15 protein-coding genes are annotated in these 15,246 nt (G+C 64.6%); 9 read left to right on the top strand and 6 right to left on the bottom strand.

The genetic code is table 11. The annotated features are described in order from the left end of the window. The first annotated feature begins 65 nt into the window (after positions 1-65). Positions 66-1,244, top strand: coding sequence for a class C beta-lactamase (gene ampC, locus LJD17_RS06130; RefSeq protein WP_264478304.1), 1,179 nt, complete (start codon positions 66-68; stop codon positions 1,242-1,244). 39 nt (positions 1,245-1,283) lie between these two features. On the opposite strand, the gene LJD17_RS06125 is transcribed toward ampC, so the two are convergent. From LJD17_RS06125 to LJD17_RS06110, 4 genes are all read right to left on the bottom strand, one after another. Then, positions 1,284-1,649 carry a hypothetical protein gene (locus tag LJD17_RS06125; RefSeq protein ID WP_227383267.1) on the bottom strand — a complete coding sequence of 122 codons (366 nt, stop codon included), beginning with the start codon at positions 1,647-1,649 and terminating at the stop codon, positions 1,284-1,286. A 133-nt stretch (positions 1,650-1,782) separates the two neighbouring features. After that, entirely contained in the window at positions 1,783-2,178 is a 396-nt protein-coding gene (locus tag LJD17_RS06120) for a hypothetical protein (RefSeq protein ID WP_227383266.1), read from the bottom strand. Positions 2,179-2,220: 42 nt separating this feature from the next. Next, a complete protein-coding gene (locus tag LJD17_RS06115; protein WP_227383265.1) occupies positions 2,221-4,110 on the bottom strand; it encodes a methylmalonyl-CoA mutase family protein in 1,890 nt (629 codons plus the stop codon). Positions 4,111-4,193: 83 nt separating this feature from the next. Further along, on the bottom strand, positions 4,194-5,105 hold the full coding sequence (locus tag LJD17_RS06110) for a LysR family transcriptional regulator (RefSeq protein ID WP_227383264.1): 912 nt from the start codon (positions 5,103-5,105) through the stop codon (positions 4,194-4,196). 131 nt (positions 5,106-5,236) lie between these two features. Between LJD17_RS06110 and gstA the strand changes: the two genes are divergently transcribed. Beyond that, complete coding sequence (gstA, locus tag LJD17_RS06105; RefSeq protein WP_227383263.1) at positions 5,237-5,854, top strand: glutathione transferase GstA; 618 nt, start codon at positions 5,237-5,239, stop codon at positions 5,852-5,854. 65 nt (positions 5,855-5,919) lie between these two features. Beyond that, positions 5,920-6,579 (top strand): glutathione S-transferase family protein, encoded by a 660-nt coding sequence (locus tag LJD17_RS06100; RefSeq protein WP_227383262.1) that lies wholly within the window; start codon positions 5,920-5,922, stop codon positions 6,577-6,579. A gap of 44 nt (positions 6,580-6,623) precedes the next feature. Here LJD17_RS06100 and LJD17_RS06095 read toward each other — a convergent pair whose 3' ends face one another. After that, on the bottom strand, positions 6,624-7,004 hold the full coding sequence (locus LJD17_RS06095) for a DUF2267 domain-containing protein (RefSeq protein WP_227383261.1): 381 nt from the start codon (positions 7,002-7,004) through the stop codon (positions 6,624-6,626). Between the two features lie 121 nt (positions 7,005-7,125). Between LJD17_RS06095 and LJD17_RS06090 the strand changes: the two genes are divergently transcribed. The 3 genes from LJD17_RS06090 (at position 7,126) to LJD17_RS06080 (ending at position 11,026) form a co-directional block, all read left to right on the top strand. Then, on the top strand, positions 7,126-8,667 hold the full coding sequence (locus tag LJD17_RS06090; RefSeq protein WP_227383260.1) for a helicase HerA-like domain-containing protein: 1,542 nt from the start codon (positions 7,126-7,128) through the stop codon (positions 8,665-8,667). A 272-nt stretch (positions 8,668-8,939) separates the two neighbouring features. Beyond that, the gene (locus tag LJD17_RS06085) at positions 8,940-10,325 is read left to right on the top strand and encodes a M20/M25/M40 family metallo-hydrolase (RefSeq protein ID WP_227383660.1); all 1,386 of its coding nucleotides are present in this window, start codon (positions 8,940-8,942) and stop codon (positions 10,323-10,325) included. A 5-nt stretch (positions 10,326-10,330) separates the two neighbouring features. Then, positions 10,331-11,026: a glutathione S-transferase family protein gene (locus LJD17_RS06080; RefSeq protein ID WP_227383259.1), complete on the top strand. Its 696-nt coding sequence runs from the start codon at positions 10,331-10,333 to the stop codon at positions 11,024-11,026. Here LJD17_RS06080 and LJD17_RS06075 read toward each other — a convergent pair. Next, positions 11,023-11,706 carry a haloacid dehalogenase type II gene (locus tag LJD17_RS06075; RefSeq protein WP_227383258.1) on the bottom strand — a complete coding sequence of 228 codons (684 nt, stop codon included), beginning with the start codon at positions 11,704-11,706 and terminating at the stop codon, positions 11,023-11,025. The two genes, LJD17_RS06080 and LJD17_RS06075, sit on opposite strands and share 4 nt — an antisense overlap. A gap of 165 nt (positions 11,707-11,871) precedes the next feature. On the opposite strand from LJD17_RS06075, the gene LJD17_RS06070 reads away from it, so the two are divergent. The 3 genes from LJD17_RS06070 (at position 11,872) to LJD17_RS06060 (ending at position 15,243) form a co-directional block, all read left to right on the top strand. After that, positions 11,872-12,747: a branched-chain amino acid aminotransferase gene (locus LJD17_RS06070; RefSeq protein WP_227383257.1), complete on the top strand. Its 876-nt coding sequence runs from the start codon at positions 11,872-11,874 to the stop codon at positions 12,745-12,747. A gap of 107 nt (positions 12,748-12,854) precedes the next feature. Further along, entirely contained in the window at positions 12,855-14,201 is a 1,347-nt protein-coding gene (locus tag LJD17_RS06065; RefSeq protein ID WP_227383256.1) for an esterase-like activity of phytase family protein, read from the top strand. A 325-nt stretch (positions 14,202-14,526) separates the two neighbouring features. Beyond that, on the top strand, positions 14,527-15,243 hold the full coding sequence (locus tag LJD17_RS06060; protein ID WP_227383255.1) for a DUF1194 domain-containing protein: 717 nt from the start codon (positions 14,527-14,529) through the stop codon (positions 15,241-15,243). Positions 15,244-15,246 lie beyond the last annotated feature (3 nt).

Here is a 15,246-nt window from a genome sequence, read left to right as displayed (position 1 = left end):
CGTCGCTTGTCGGCGGAGCGCGGGAAGCCTAAACGGCGAATATTCCGAACGAAGAGGACGTGCCTTTGCCCCCGCGACTTTCCCCCAAACTTGCTCCCAAACTGGCAGCCGCTCTTTTCGCCTCGACTCTCGGTGGCCTCTCCGGCGCGTTCGGCGCCGGAGCCGATCAGGACGCCAAGATACGCAAGCTCGTCGACGACGCGATCAAGCCGGTCGTCGAGCGCTACGGCATTCCTGGAATGGCCGTCGCCGTGACGATCGACGGCAAGCGTTATTTCGTCGAATACGGCTTGGCCTCGAAGGATCCTCAGGCGGCCGTCACATCCGACACCCTTTTCGAGCTGGGATCCATCAGCAAGGCGTTCACCGCGACCCTGGCGACCTATGCCGAGGTCGAAGGGAAGCTGTCGCTGAACGACACGGTCAGCAAGCACATGCCCGAACTGAAGGGCACCGCCCTCGACGACGTGCGTCTGCTGCATCTGGGGACGCATACGGCCGGCGGATTCCCGCTCCAGCTGCCTAACAACGTTCAGGACGACAAGCAGCTCATCGCCTATTACCGGGCCTGGAATCCGCAATTCGTTCCGGGTACTTATCGCAGCTATGCCAATCCAAGCATCGGCCTTCTCGGGATGGCCACCGCGAAGGCCATGAATGCAGATTTCACGACACTCGCCGGACGCCTGTTCTCCGATCTCGGACTGAAGCGGACCTATATCAATGTGCCCGCAGAGGAGATGAAATCATACGCCTGGGGATACAGCCCCAAGAACAATCCGGTGCGTGTGACGCCGGCTCCCCTCGCGACGGAAGCCTACGGCGTCAAATCGAACGCCGTGGACATGATCCGCTTCCTCGAGGTGAACATGGGCATCGGCTCGGTGCCGCCGAAGATCGCGCGCGCCGTGGAGGCGACGCACACCGGATACTTCCGTTCCGGCGAGGTGATTCAGGATCTGGTCTGGGAGCAATACCCTTATCCGGCGAAGCTGGAGAAGATGATCCAGGGCAATTCAGCCAAGATGTCGCAGAGTGCGAACCCGGCGACGGCCATCGATCCCCCCATGGCGCCGCGCGCGGATGCGATCCTGAACAAGACCGGATCGACCGGCGGCTTCGGGGCCTATGTGGCCTTCGTTCCCGAGAGGAAGGTCGGCATCGTGATGCTCGCCAACAAATATTACCCCAACGAGGCCCGGGTGCGCGCGGCTTACCAGGTGCTCTCACGGCTCATGGAATAGCCGGTCCCGGCGATCGTGAGACGACGGGGCGAGCGCGGCCTAGCCGCGCTTCTCCGCGTTCCAGGTTCCCGAACAGGTGCGCCCGCCCGCGGTGGTCCAGGTGCCGGTGCCCCGCGAGCCGCTGAGTCGCCCCCTCACATCCGCGCGATCCTGACCCCGCGTGATGTTGGCGGAGACCTGCCCGTTGCTGCGAACCTGTCCGTTGACGGTGAAGTTCTCCTGGCCGCCGTAGCGGGCGCGGCCGTTCTCCACCACGATGTTGTAGCGGTAAGCGCGGTCGCAGGAGCCTTGCTCCGTCACGACCTCGACGCTCCACGCGCCATCGAAGTTGCGCGTTTGGGCCTGTGCCGCGACAGGCAAAGCCAGCCCTGCCACGACGGCTCCAAGCACGAGGGCATTGTGCATGAGACACTCCCGAGCCAACCAAAAAGAGGGATGACAACGGGACGCCGGGCGGCTGGTTCCGAAGGTGGATCCGACAGCAAGGCAAGAAAAAAGCCGCCTCGAAGGGCGGCTTTGTCCAGGTCGTTTCTTTGCGTCAGCCCTGGACGACATTCGAGCGCTTCTGCGCCGTCCAGCGGCCGGTGCAGCCGAGCATGTTCAGCTTCCACGTGCCCGACCCGCTCGCGCCCCGGAGCTGACCGTTCGCATCCACCTTGGCGATGCTGCGATAGATGTCGAGATCGACGGAGCCGTTCTGTTGCACCTGTCCCTTGACGGTCGTCGGCGAGTCGCCGGGCGCCAGCAGGTAGCGGACATTCCCGTCCTCGATGGCGATCAAGTAATTGTAGCTGTGCTCGCAGAGGCCGGAATCGGTGACCATCTGCACGCTCCAGGTGCCGTTATGGGCAGTGGAACCGGAAGCGGCCATGACGGCCCCGGCCGGCAGGGCTGTGAGCCCGAGTGCGACGATCATGTGTCTGGCGGCAATCATGCACAATCCCTCCGGGGTCATGAGTGCGATGCCGCCGGACCGTTACGCTCCCGCACGCTCCAGGGCTTTGTCGAGAAGCCTGAGGACATCGCATCCTACAAAAATGAAATCGATAACGCCCGCGTCTCTCAGGCCCTGTTCCAGCTCTGATGGGCGGCCAGCCAGAAAGATGGGTCCGGATGTTGCCTCTTGCAAGGTTCTTGCGGCATCAATTGCATGTTCTTTATAGATTTCATCCGATGAACAGATGCATATAAGCTTTGCTTTGCTTTCCAGTGCAGCTCGTTTCAATTCATCTAAGCTTGAGTATCCATCGGTTGAAATGGATTTGATCCCGCCGGCCTCGAAGAAATTCTTCGCAAAGGTCGCGCGGGCCGTAAAAGCGGCGAGCGGGCCTAAATTGGCGAGGAACACCTCGGGGCGCGCTCCCGAGCGTGCGAGCAGCGCATCTGATCTGTCCCGCAGACGCTCGAAGGCCTCCGCCGCGCGGATCGATGGGAGCGGCGCGATGCGCACAGGTTCGTGCGCCGAGGCCGGAGTATGGTTGCCGTTGGGTTGCGCACCCGCCGCATCCGTCTCGGGAAACGGCAGCAGGACGGTGACATCCGCTTCGCTCATGTTCGGGAATTCGCTCGTTCCGGTGATCGGCTCCCGGCGAGTTGCCACGGCCTTCTGCCGCTTGGACTGGGTGTCGGCGATCCGTCCTTGAACGGTGCCGCGCATCAGGCTCTCGACGATGCCGCCGTCCCGCTCGATGTCCTGGAACTCGGCCCATGCCTTCTCGCACAGGGCATCGGTGAGGGCCTCGAATCCGCCCGCGCCCGCAGCCGGATCGGCCACGCGCCAGAGATTGGATTCATGAAGCAGGATCAGCTGCGTGTTGCGGGCCACACGCCGGGCGAAGGCGTCCGGCAGGCCGAGCGCCGCCGTAAACGGCAGGACGGTGATCGAATCCGCGCCGCCGACGCCCGCCGAAAAGGCCGCGATCGTTCCCCGCAGCATGTTCACCCAAGGGTCGCGCCGCGTGGTCATCCGCCATGCGGTTTCCGCGTGAATCCGGATCGGCTTGGGCGTCAGGTCCGAGGCCTGCTCGACGCGCGCCCACAGGCGGCGGAGCGCCCGGAACTTGGCGATCGTCAAAAATTCATCCGCGTCCGCCACCAGGAGAAACGACAGGGCGTTGCGGGCCGCTTCGAGGGAATGGCCATAGGTTTCCAGCGCGCGCAGATACGCCACTCCGGTCGCAAGGACCGCCGCCAGTTCCTGTGCCTCCCCGGCGCCCGCTTCGTGGTACGGGCGTCCGTCGGCGAGGGCCGTTCGCCCCGAGAAGCCACGCTCGGTCAGGTCGGCGAGGGTTTCCCCGAGCCGTCCCGCAACGACCGGCCAGGGAGCTGACAGGATTCCCGAGGCCGCCATGGCGCCGATGGGATCGAGGCCGAGATCGGCTGAGATTTCCGACAGGGCGTGGCCGCGCCGCTCCGCCAAGGTCGTGAAATGGCTCGCCACGATCCGTCCGTGCCCGCCCGCATCGAGGCGGACATGAATGAGGTCGAGCATCACGCCGGTCAGCACCCGGTCGAGCTCCTCGACGGATCCGGACCGGAGGCCGAAACCCCGCGCCGACGGCGCTTTGGCTGTGACGAGGGTCAGCGAATCCGCCCCGCCTTCGAGATCCGCGAGGGCGAGTGCGTTGGCGTCGTCGGGATTCGGGTGCTCGACCCTCTGCGAGATGCGCCACGGGGCCGTCTCCGCCCGGACGATGGGGACTGCCCCGTCCGCCTTGGGATAGAGCGGCTGGATCGTGAGCCCTTCATAGGTCCGCGACACGAGCTTCTTGTCGAAGTCGGCGCCTTTCAGCACCCCCTCGACCAGTCGGAGCCACTGTTCCCGGGAGGGGGTCGGAAATTCCGCGGCGAGGGTGAGATCGTCCATGGCATGGCATCCGTCAGTAAGGTGTTCGGGCCTTTTAGCGGGTTCGCGGCGCGAACCAAAGATCCGGGCATGTGAGCATTTCGTCAGGCCGATGGCGAGAGCCCGGTGAGGAGCGAGCGTTCAGCCGCCAAGCCTTCCCCGACCACCTCGAAAAAGGCGCGGACCCGGGCCGTTCGCCGCAGATCCGCATGGGTGACGATCCACAATTCCCGGGTCAGCTCGGGAATGGGCTCGCCGATGAGCCGGATCAGGTCGGGTTCGGGATCGCCGAGATAACAGGGCAGGGCCGCGATGCCCATTCCGGTCTTCGCGGCGACGAGCTGGTTGACGATGCTGTTGGTGCGGTAGACGAAGGCCTGCGAGGGAACGTGTTCGGCCATCCAGTCGGCGGCGCTGATGCCGGTCATGCTCTCTTCCCAACCGATCACCGGATATTGGGTCAGGCGGGAGAGATCCGCGGCCGGCTCGGCGTTCCCGACAAGGTCCCGCGACCCGTAGAGGGTCCAGGCAATGTCCGAAAGCTTGCGGCCGTGCAGGTCTCCTTCGCGGGGGCGGGCGACCCGGAGCGCGACGTCGGCCTCCCGGCGGGAGAGGCTGAGAAGACGGCTGTCGATCACGAGCTCGACCACGATTCCTGGATGGATTCTCCTGAAGCGGGCGATCTGTTTCGTGAGGATGCGAAAGGCCAGGGTTTCCGAGGAGGTCACGCGCAGGCGGCCCGTCAGGCTCCGGTCGCGTCCGACGATCTCCCGGTCGAGAGCAACGGTTTCGGTTTCGATGCGCTCCGCCGTCGCGGCCATGCGCTCGCCCGCCTGGGTCGGCGTATAGACACCCCCCGGCAGCCGCTCGAACAACCGCACGCCGATCGCTTCCTCCAGCACCCCGAGGCGCCTGAAGGCGGTCGAATGATTGACCCCCAGATCCCTGGCGGCGCCGGTCAGGCTTTCGTTGCGGGCAATCGCCAATACGAGGCGCAGGTCATTCCAATCGTCCATCGCCTCATCCTAATCCGGCGCTTGCAGTCCTGCAAGTAGCGTTGCCAAAGAAGCTGATGGATGTGCGCTGAAGCAAGAGATAGATCTGTCTCAGCGCCGCCTCGACGGCCTGATCTAAAAGGAATGACTCGATGAAACTCTACTATTCCCCCGGAGCCTGCTCGCTCGCCGTCCATATCGTCGCCCGCGAAGCCGGCACGCCCATCGACCTCGTGAAGGTCGATCTTCCCAAGCACAAGCTCGAAACGGGCGCGGATTTCGCCGCCGTCAATCCGAAGAACTACGTTCCTGCCGTTGAACTCGATACCGGCGATGTGTTGACCGAGGCTTCGGTTCTCGTCCAGTGGGTCGCGGAGCAGGCGGGAAACACCGCGTTGTTGCCGGCGGCCGGCACCATGGAGCGGTTCCGCGTGCAGGAATGGCTGAACTTCATCGCGACCGAACTTCACAAGACCTTCAGCTGGCTCTGGCATCCCGAGACCGAGGAAGGCACCAGGAAGACGGTGCGCGGGAAGCTGGCCGCACGCTTTGCCCAATTGGACGAGCGTCTGGGCCGCAGCCCGTACCTCGCGGGCGATCACTTCACCGTGGCGGATGCTTATGCGTTCACCATCGTGAACTGGGCGAATTTCCTCCAGGTGGATCTCAAGCCGTTCCCGCACCTGTCGGATTATCTCAACCGCGTCGCCGCCCGTCCCGCGGTTCGCGCGGCGCTCACCGCCGAAGGCCTCCTGAAGCAGGCCGCCTGAGGCGAAAGGCCTGGACGGCCCTTTGGGCAGTCCGGGCCTGACTCCCGATAGCCAAGGTGTTTCCGATGACGTCCCTCGAACTCGTCAGCCATCCCCTTTGCCCCTACGTCCAGCGCGCCGCCATCGTGCTGCGCGAGAAGGGCGCACCCTTCCTGCGCACCGATGTCGATCTCGGCAACAGGCCGGATTGGTTCAAAGCCTTGTCGCCTCTCGGCAAGGTGCCGCTGTTGAAGACCGAAGGCGAGATTCTCTTCGAGTCCGCCGTGATCTGCGACTATCTCGACGAAACCATCGGGCCACGCCTGCATCCGGAGGATCCGCTGCAACGGGCGAAGCACCGGGCATGGGTCGAATTCGCGTCGGCGGTTCTGAACGAGATCGGCGGTCTCTACAGCGCCCCGAATGCGGCGGCATTCGCCGCCAAGGAAAACGACATTGCGCAAAAGTTCGCGCGGCTGGAGCAGGCGATCGGCGATGGTCCGCTGTTCAACGGAGCTGCGTTCAGCATCGTCGATGCCGCCTTCGCGCCGGTCTTCCGCTACTTCGATGTGTTCGAAAGCTTCGTGGCGCTTGACGTCTTTAAGGGGCTGCCGAAAGTGAGCGCCTGGCGACAGACCCTGCGGGACCGGGAAAGCGTCCGGCTCGCGGTCGGCGCGGATTATCCGGAGCGCCTTCGGGCTTTCCTCAAAACCCGGCATTCGTACATGGCGACGCTTGCCGCCTGAGGCCTTCGGGGCCTGCCGTGGGCAGGCCCCGAAGGCACGGACCATCAGACGAACTGCGACAATCCGGGGATCGCGCCGACGATGGGACCCATCACGTCCTCGCCGGCTTTCTCGCGGCCATAGGCGAAGAGTTCGCGGCCGAGGGGCTGCATCTGGCCCATGGAAACGCCGGCGCCCATGAGCTGGGTGCCGAGGGCCATGACGCCGCCGCCGAGGGAGCCCATCATGCCCATGATCCCACCGCCGCCACCGCTGCCCGCCTGGGCAATGGCCTCTTCGGCGCCCGGAAGGGCGGCAAGAAGCTGGTTGACCTCGTTCGCCGGCCCCTCCTTCTGAAGATAGGCCAGGATCAGCCCGATGGCCTTCTTGGCGACGGAGGCTTCGAGGCCCGTTTTCTGGGTGATGCGGGCGATGAGCTCTTCCATGAGATTCTCCTTGGGGAATGTTGGTGCGGATAATTCGCGCTGGACGGTTCCGAAATCAAGGCGTGCGGCAGTGGAAACCGGAGGACGGATTCCCTAGACTAGCGCCATTGGGAGGACCGCAATGCTTCAGGACGGCAAGATCTTCATCGGCAAGAGCACCAAGCCGGAATACATGGATCTGGCGCTCGCCAACCGCCACGGTTTGATCACCGGGGCGACGGGCACCGGAAAGACCGTGTCGTTGCAGGTTCTGGCGGAAGGCTTCTCGCAAGCCGGCGTTCCGGTTTTCGCGTCCGACATCAAGGGCGACCTTTCGGGCATCGCCGCGCAGGGCAACGCCAAGGAGGCCTTCGTCAAGCGCGCGACGGAGATCGGAATCGACTACAAGGCCGACCGTTTTCCTGTGGTCTTCTGGGATCTCTTCGGCGAGCAGGGGCACCGGGTCCGCGCGACCGTCTCGGAGATGGGGCCGCTGCTCCTGTCGCGCCTGCTCGACCTCAACGATACGCAGGAAGGCGTCCTCAACATCGCGTTCAGGATCGCCGACGAGCAGGGCCTGCTGCTTCTCGACCTGAAGGATCTGCGGGCGTTGCTTCAGCTCATCGCCGATAAGGCGCAGGAACTGACGACCACCTACGGCAACGTCTCGAAAGCGACCGTCGGCACCATCCAGCGCCAGCTTCTCGTGCTGGAGAATCAGCAGGGCGACGAGTTCCTCGGCGAGCCGGCCCTCGACATCAAGGACCTGATGCGCACGGATCGGGATGGGCGCGGCATCGTCAACATTCTGGCGGCGGACAAGCTCATGGCCAATCCGCGCCTCTACGCCACCTTCCTCCTGTGGCTGATGTCCGAGCTTTTCGAGGAACTGCCCGAGGTGGGCGATCTCGATCAGCCGAAGCTCGTGTTCTTCTTCGACGAGGCCCACCTCCTGTTCAGCGATGCGCCGAAGCCCCTGATCGAGACCGTGGAGCGGGTGGTCCGGCTCATTCGCTCCAAGGGAGTCGGGGTTTATTTCGTGACCCAGAATCCGGCGGACGTTCCGGAGACGGTCCTGGCGCAGCTGGGCAACCGGGTCCAGCACGCGCTGCGGGCCTATACGCCCCGCGAGCAGAAGGCCGTACGGGTCGCGGCTCAGACATTCAGGCAGAACCCGGCCTTCGACACGGAGAAGGCCATCACCGAACTCGGCGTCGGCGAGGCGCTCGTCTCGACCCTTGAAGGAAAGGGCGCACCGTCGATGGTGGAGCGGACCCTGATGGCGCCGCCCATGGCGCAGGTCGGCCCCATCGACGTGACGCAGCGCCAGCAGATCGTCACCGCAAGCGTGCTGCGCGGCAAGTACGAGCAGTCGATCGATTCCGAATCGGCCTACGAGTTGCTGGCACAGCGTGCCGAAAAGGCAGCAACTGAAGCTCAGGCTGCTCAAGGCGGAGGCGGGCTCCTCGATATGCTCGGCGGTCTCTTCGGCGCCGGCGGACCGCAGCGCAAGGGATCGCTGACGGTCGGACAGCGCGTCACCCGCGAGGTGACCCGCACCGTCGTCAATCAGACGGTCGGCACCATCGCGTCGGAGATCGGCAAGTCCCTCGGCGGCCGCCAGGGCAGCTCCATCGGACGCGCCATCGTGCGCGGAGCGCTGGGCGGGCTGCTGCGACGGTAAAACCCCGTCACTCCGGGGCGAGAGCCCGGAACCGATATCCGCTTACGCTCCCGGAAAAGACGCGACGGCCGCCGCGCACTCACTTCGTAACGCGTCGTGTTTATGGGTTCCGGGCCCGGCCCGCAGGGCCGTCCCGGAATGACGGTGGCGGCGCCCCGGAATGACAGTGGCGGCGCGGACGCTCCGACCATTCCCTCTTGCCATTCCCCCTTGCCGCGTCACGCCGATAGGCGCACCGTGGCGCGCCCGATTCGACCATGCAGCGGAAAACCATGTCTCAGCTCGACCAAGTTCTCGCCAAGATCGACACCGACCTCGATACGTCCCTGGAGCGCCTGTTCCAGTGGCTCAAGATTCCCTCCATTTCCACCGACCCGGCCTACAAGGATCATTGCCGCACCGCCGGACAATGGCTTGTCGACGAGCTGAAAGGGATGGGCGTCGAAGCGTCCTTGCGCGAAACGGGTGGGCATCCGGCCGTCGTCGGCCATGCCAAGGGCGGGGCGAAGCCGCACGTGCTGTTCTACGGCCATTACGACGTCCAGCCCGTCGATCCGCTCGATCTGTGGGACGGGCCGCCCTTCGAGCCGCGCATCGTCACGCTGCCCGACGGCCGCAAGGCCATCAGCGCCCGCGGCTCCTCCGACGACAAGGGCCAGGTTCTGACCTTCGTCGAGGCTTGCCGCGCCTGGAAGGCGGTGACCGGTTCCCTGCCCATCGACATCACCTTCCTGGTCGAGGGCGCGGAGGAGGACGGGTCCAAGTTCCTTCCGGAATTCATCGAAGCCAACAAGGACGAGCTCAAGGCGGACGTCGCCCTCGTCTGCGACACCGGCATGTGGGACCAGAACACGCCCGCGGTGACGTCCTCCCTGCGCGGCATGGTGTATGAGGAAGTGATCGTGCGCTGCGCCGATCGCGATCTGCATTCCGGTTCGTTCGGCGGCGCCGCGCGCAACCCGATCCATGTGTTGTCCAAGATCATCGCGGCGATCCATGACGACAATGGCCGCATCACCCTCAAGGATTTCTACGACGGCGTGCCCGAGACGCCCACGCAGGTGCTGGAGCAATGGAAGAAGCTCAACCTGACGGAAGAGGAATTTCTCGGGCAGGTCGGCCTCAAGCATTCCGCGGGCGAGAAGGGCCGCATGCTCATCGAGCAGATCCAGTCGCGCCCGACCTGCGACGTGAACGGCATCATCGGCGGCTACACGGGCGAGGGCACCAAGACGGTCATCGCCGCGGAGGCCCGCTGCAAGATCTCCTTCCGCCTCGTGGGCGATCAGGATCCGGCGAAGATCTCCGCCAGTTTCGAAGCCTTCGTGCGTGAGCGCATTCCCGCCGATTGCTCCGTTGAGTTCATCCATCACAAGGGCTCCCGCGCCCTGGCGCTGCCTCACGATTTTCCTGCCCTGACGGCCGCGAAGGGCGCTCTGCACGACGAATGGCAGGCCGATCCGATCATCATCGGCATGGGTGGGTCGATTCCCGTCGGCGGCGATTTCAAGCGCACGCTCGGTCTCGACACGCTCTTCGTCGGGTTCGGACTGGATGACGACCGCATCCATTCGCCAAACGAGAAATACGACCTGAAGAGCTTCCACAAAGGCACCCGTTCCTGGGCGCGGATCCTGGCTGCTCTCGCGCAGAAGTGAGATCGATGTACGAACTTTTCATCGCGAACAAGAACTACTCGTCCTGGTCGCTGCGTCCCTGGGTGCTGATGCGCGAGCGCGGCATCCCCTTCGAGGAGCGGATCATGCCGTTTCCCGACGGACCGAGCTACGAGACATTCCGGCGCTTCTCGCCCACCGGGCGCGTCCCTTGCCTGAAGGACGGCGAGACCGTGGTGTGGGATTCGCTCGGGATCACCGAGTATCTGGCGGAGCGCCATGAGGGCGTGTGGCCCGCGGACGCGACGGCGCGAGCCTGGGCCCGCTGCGCGACGGCCGAGATGCATTCGGGCTTCTCGACCCTGCGCAATGCCTGTCCCATGAGCTGCGGTCTCAGGATTCGGCTCAACGGCATGTCCGACGCCCTGAAGGCCGATATCGCCCGTCTCGGCGAGTTGTGGAACGAAGGACTGACGCGGTTCGGCGGGCCGTTCCTCGCGGGCGGCAGGTTCACGGCCGTGGATGCGTTCTTCGCACCCGTAGCCTTCCGTATCCAGACCTATGACCTGAAGCTCGACGACGCGTCGATGGCCTATGTGGCGCGTCTGCTCGCCCTTCCGTCCATGCGCGACTGGTACGAGGCGGGACTTGCGGAAACCTGGCGGGAGCCGGGGCATGAGGAAGAAGCAGGCGCTGCCGGGACATGGCTCCAGGATCTCCGGGCCAAGCCGGCCGCCGCTTAATCCGCCAGCAGTTCCCGAAGCGATGAAACGACCGCGCGGGGCGCAAGCTCCGCGTATTCTTCCGGCAAGCCCGCGCGATTGATCCAGACCGTGCGGAACCCGAACGCCGTCGCACCCGCGATGTCCCAGCGGTTGGACGAGACGAAGACGATGTCGTCGGTCCCGGCAGAGAAGGCCGACAGCGCAAGCTCGTAAGCGCGCGGATGGGTCTTGAACACCGCTGCCGCATCGACGGAAAGCACGGCGTCGAGATCCTTGCCGAGGTCTGCCGACGTGACGGCGGCGTCGAGCATCCCGGGATCGCCGTTGGACAGGATGCCGGTCCGCAAACCGCCGCGGCGCAGCGCCCCGAGCGTGGAGGACGCGTCGCCGTACGCATCGAGTTTGCGATAGGCCTGGAGGAGGGCCGGTCTCAGACCGCGATCCACCTCCGGGAAGCGGGTGAAGGCGTAGTCCAGCGCCCGCTCCGTCAGGATCCAGAAAGGCTCGTAACGGCCGGCGAGCGACAGCACCCAGGAATATTCGAGCTGCTTCTGGCGCCACAGATCGGAGAAGGGTTGGGCCGAGGTCCCGATGGCCGCGGCGTGCCGCGCTACGACCGAATGGACGTCGAACAGGGTGCCGTAGGCATCGAAGACGACAGCCTTGGCGGTTGCGAGCACGGTTGGAGCAGGGGCCATGGCGAAGCTTCGCACCGCACACGATCTCTGACAACAGGGGATGGATCAGGTCTGCTCATGGCATCCATCACAAGTCTTTATGGTCCGAAAGGCTCTCCGGCGATTGACGCTCGGGCGGGGAGGGGATTCGATACGGCAGCAGCATTGACCTGAAGGATCATCACGGTGGCTTGGTATTCGCAGACATGGAACTGGTTCAACGGCGCATGGCATGAGGGCAACCCGCCCCTGATCGGACCCCGGTCCCATGTTTCCTGGCTCGGTTCCTCGGTGTTCGACGGCGCGCGGGTGTTCGAGGGCGTCGCCCCCGATCTCGACCGGCATTGCGAGCGCGTGAACCGCTCGGCCCTGACCATCGGCCTCAAGCCCACCATGGACCCGAAGGTGATTCAGGAGCTGGTGGCCGAGGGCGTGAAGAAGTTCGCTCCCGGCACGGCGCTTTACGTGAAGCCCATGTACTGGGGTGAGGCGGAAGGGATGGCCACCATCGCGCCGGATCCGGAATCGACCCAGTTCTGCCTCTCGCTGTTCGAGGCCCCCATGCCGGTGCCGGGCGGGCTCTCGGTCATGAAGTCGAGCTTCCGCCGGCCGACCCTCGAGTCCATGCCGACGGATTCCAAGGCCGGATGCCTTTATCCCAACAATGCCCGCGTGATCCGCGAGGCCAAGGAAAAGGGCTTCGACAACGCGCTCGTGTGCGATGCCCTCGGCAACATCGCGGAAACGGGTACGTCGAACGTGTTCATGGCCAAGGACGGTGTGGTCTATACCCCGGCGCCGAACGGCACATTCCTGAACGGCATCACCCGCCAGCGGGTGATCAAGCTCCTGCGCGACGACGGCGTGAGCGTGGTGGAAAGCACCCTGCGGTACGAGGATTTCGCCAATGCGGACGAGATCTTCATCTCGGGCAATTACTCCAAGGTGATGCCCGTCCTGCGCATCGACAGCCGGGATCTCCAGCCGGGCACCTTCTTCCGCAAGGCCCGCGAACTCTACTGGGCGTTCGCCCACGACAAGGGCGTCAGCAAGGCGGCGTGAGAATGTCCGCCTCGGGCGTTATGCAACTGTCGCCAATCTGTTAACGGACAGACATCGAGCTTCTCCAAGACATCAGCCTCGCTTGAAAAAGCACATGAGGTTCATCGATGTCTGTCCGTCTTCTCACGGCTCTGCCGTTCACCATCCTGCTCTCGGCCGGTGCTTTCGCACAGCAGCCCTTTCCCGCCGTCCTCGACGGCCACGCGGTTCTTCCGGCGGAGAGCTTCGTCGAGGCGCCCGCCGACGCGCCCGCGGACCTCAAGGTGTCGGGCAAGTTCACGACAGGCAAGCGCATCGAGGCCGTCGGCACCGTCGAGGGGACCTCGGGCGATCGGCCGACCGGCGTGAAGCTGCCCTTCCGGGGACAGCCGCTCCAGGGGCATTCCGGCATCAAGTCCATGGGAGACGGCACTTTCTGGGTGCTCACCGACAACGGGTTCGGCTCCAAGGCCACGTCTCCGGATTCGATGCTCTATCTCAATCGCTACCGTATCGATTGGACCAAGGGGACGGTCGAGCGCGCTGAAACCGTCTTCCTGCATGATCCCGACAAGAAAGTGCCGTTCCGCATCGCCAACGAGGCGACCGATAAGCGCTATCTCACCGGTTCCGACTTCGACACGGAGAGCTTCCAGCTCATCGGTGGCAAGATCTGGATCGGCGACGAGTTCGGCCCCTACCTGATCAGGGCCGATCTGACCGGCAAGGTCGAGGCCGTCTTCGAGACACTCGTCGACGGCAAGGTCGCCCGCTCGCCGGATCATTACGGGGTGACGACGCCCGCCGCTCCGAACGGTCCCGTCGCATTCAACATCCGCCGCTCCAAGGGTTTCGAGGGAATGGCGGCGTCGAAGGACGGCAAGTTCCTGTACGCCCTCCTCGAAGGCGCGGTGTGGGATGCCGAGAAGAAGCAGTGGGAGAGCCTGGACGGGCGCGAGTACCTGCGCATCGTCGAATTCGATGTGGCGCAGGAGAAATGGACCGGCCGCCACTGGAAATACGTTCTCGACCAGAACGGCCTCGCCATCGGCGATTTCAACATGATCGATGCCACGACCGGCCTCATCATCGAGCGCGACAACGGCGAAGGCACCGCCGACAAGGCCTGTCCGCAGGGCGAGAAGCGCCCTGACTGTTTCCAGGATCCGGCGAAGTTCAAGCGGATCGTCAAGATCGAACTGTCGGACGCCAATGTGGGCCAGCCGGTCCGCAAGATCGGTTATGTGGATCTGATGCAGATCGCCGACCCGAACAAGAAGGCCAGAAAGCCCCTCAACGACAATGTCCTGACCTTCCCGTTCTTCACCATCGAGAACGTGGACGTGGTGGACGAGCGTCACATCATCGTCGGGAACGACAACAACCTGCCTTTCTCGTCGAGCCGCATCGCCAACAAGCAGGACGACAACGAGTTCATCCTCCTCGACGTCGCGGATTTCCTGAAGGCGCGGTAAGCCCGGAGCGAGGCGAACCCGCCCTCGTCATTTCGGGCCTGCGCTATTGCGCCGGGCCCGGAATGCCAAAGCACCGCCCGTCATTCCGGGGCGCCGCAGGCGAGCCCGTAACCCAGAGCCGCTGAGGATCCCGGAAAAGACGCGACGGCTGCCGTAGTGCCCTATCTCGAAGCGTGAGCGGCTATGGGTTCCGGGCTCTCGCTTGCGCTCGCCCCGGACTGACGGGGCTGGGCCGCTCAACAAACTTGTGATCACCCGGGAGGGCCGCTTCTCCAACGGCGCGCCCTAAATGGCTCCAGCATTGCGACCAGTGCTGGAGCCATCGATGCGCCTCATCCTGAACGGCCTTTTCGCTTTTGCTCTCCTGACGGCGCCGGCCTACGCCGAGCCTGTCGATCTCGAACTGGTCTTCGCGGCGGACGGATCGGGCTCCATCGACAGCGATGAATTGCGGCTTCAGCGCCAGGGCTGGGCCGACGCGCTGACGAGCAAGGATGTCCTCGACGGCATCAAGGACGGCCCCATCGGAGCCATCGCGGTGGCCTTCATGGAATGGGGCGGGCCGAGTTCGCAGGTCCTGATCGTCGATTGGCATGTGATCCGCGATGCGGCGAGCGCCAAGATCTTTGCCGACAAGCTCGTCGCAGCGCCGCGCGGAGCCACCGGCTACAACTCGATTTCCAACGCTATCGACTTCTCGGTCCGTCTGGTCGAAACGAATGCCCACGAGGGGACGCGCAAGGTCATCGACGTGTCCGGCGACGGCCCCAACATGAACGGCAGGCCCCTCGATGCCGCACGGGCGGAAGCCCTAGGGAAGGGTTTTACCATCAACGCTTTGTCGATCCGCCGCGCCGGAGGCCGACCGGGTGGCCCGGGCGGCATGGCGCTGGAGGATTACTATGCGCAGCACGTGATCGGCGGTCCGGGATCGTTCGTGGAGATCGCCGACGCGACACGTCCCTTCGCGGTGGCGGCCCGGCGCAAACTCCTGACGGAGGTTGCAGGCCGGGAGCCGCGCGCACGCCTCGCGGAGCGCTGACGA

This window comes from Microvirga rosea, from assembly GCF_020595095.1.
Lineage (GTDB): Bacteria > Pseudomonadota > Alphaproteobacteria > Rhizobiales > Beijerinckiaceae > Microvirga > Microvirga rosea.
The sequence above is the reverse complement of the archived record's forward strand: the minus strand, read 5'-3'. Positions and strand labels throughout refer to the sequence as shown.

Bases quoted from the DNA above. Each gene is read 5' to 3' on its own strand.
- LJD17_RS06125 (WP_227383267.1), bottom strand. From the start codon at position 1,649: ATGCACAATGCCCTCGTGCTTGGAGCCGTCGTGGCAGGGCTGGCTTTG.
- LJD17_RS06120 (WP_227383266.1), bottom strand. From the start codon at position 2,178: ATGATTGCCGCCAGACACATGATCGTCGCACTCGGGCTCACAGCCCTG.
- LJD17_RS06115 (WP_227383265.1), bottom strand. From the start codon at position 4,110: ATGGACGATCTCACCCTCGCCGCGGAATTTCCGACCCCCTCCCGGGAA.
- LJD17_RS06110 (WP_227383264.1), bottom strand. From the start codon at position 5,105: ATGGACGATTGGAATGACCTGCGCCTCGTATTGGCGATTGCCCGCAAC.
- gstA (WP_227383263.1), top strand. From the start codon at position 5,237: ATGAAACTCTACTATTCCCCCGGAGCCTGCTCGCTCGCCGTCCATATC.
- LJD17_RS06100 (WP_227383262.1), top strand. From the start codon at position 5,920: ATGACGTCCCTCGAACTCGTCAGCCATCCCCTTTGCCCCTACGTCCAG.
- LJD17_RS06095 (WP_227383261.1), bottom strand. From the start codon at position 7,004: ATGGAAGAGCTCATCGCCCGCATCACCCAGAAAACGGGCCTCGAAGCC.
- LJD17_RS06090 (WP_227383260.1), top strand. From the start codon at position 7,126: ATGCTTCAGGACGGCAAGATCTTCATCGGCAAGAGCACCAAGCCGGAA.
- LJD17_RS06085 (WP_227383660.1), top strand. From the start codon at position 8,940: ATGTCTCAGCTCGACCAAGTTCTCGCCAAGATCGACACCGACCTCGAT.
- LJD17_RS06080 (WP_227383259.1), top strand. From the start codon at position 10,331: ATGTACGAACTTTTCATCGCGAACAAGAACTACTCGTCCTGGTCGCTG.
- LJD17_RS06075 (WP_227383258.1), bottom strand. From the start codon at position 11,706: ATGGCCCCTGCTCCAACCGTGCTCGCAACCGCCAAGGCTGTCGTCTTC.
- LJD17_RS06065 (WP_227383256.1), top strand. From the start codon at position 12,855: ATGTCTGTCCGTCTTCTCACGGCTCTGCCGTTCACCATCCTGCTCTCG.
- LJD17_RS06060 (WP_227383255.1), top strand. From the start codon at position 14,527: ATGCGCCTCATCCTGAACGGCCTTTTCGCTTTTGCTCTCCTGACGGCG.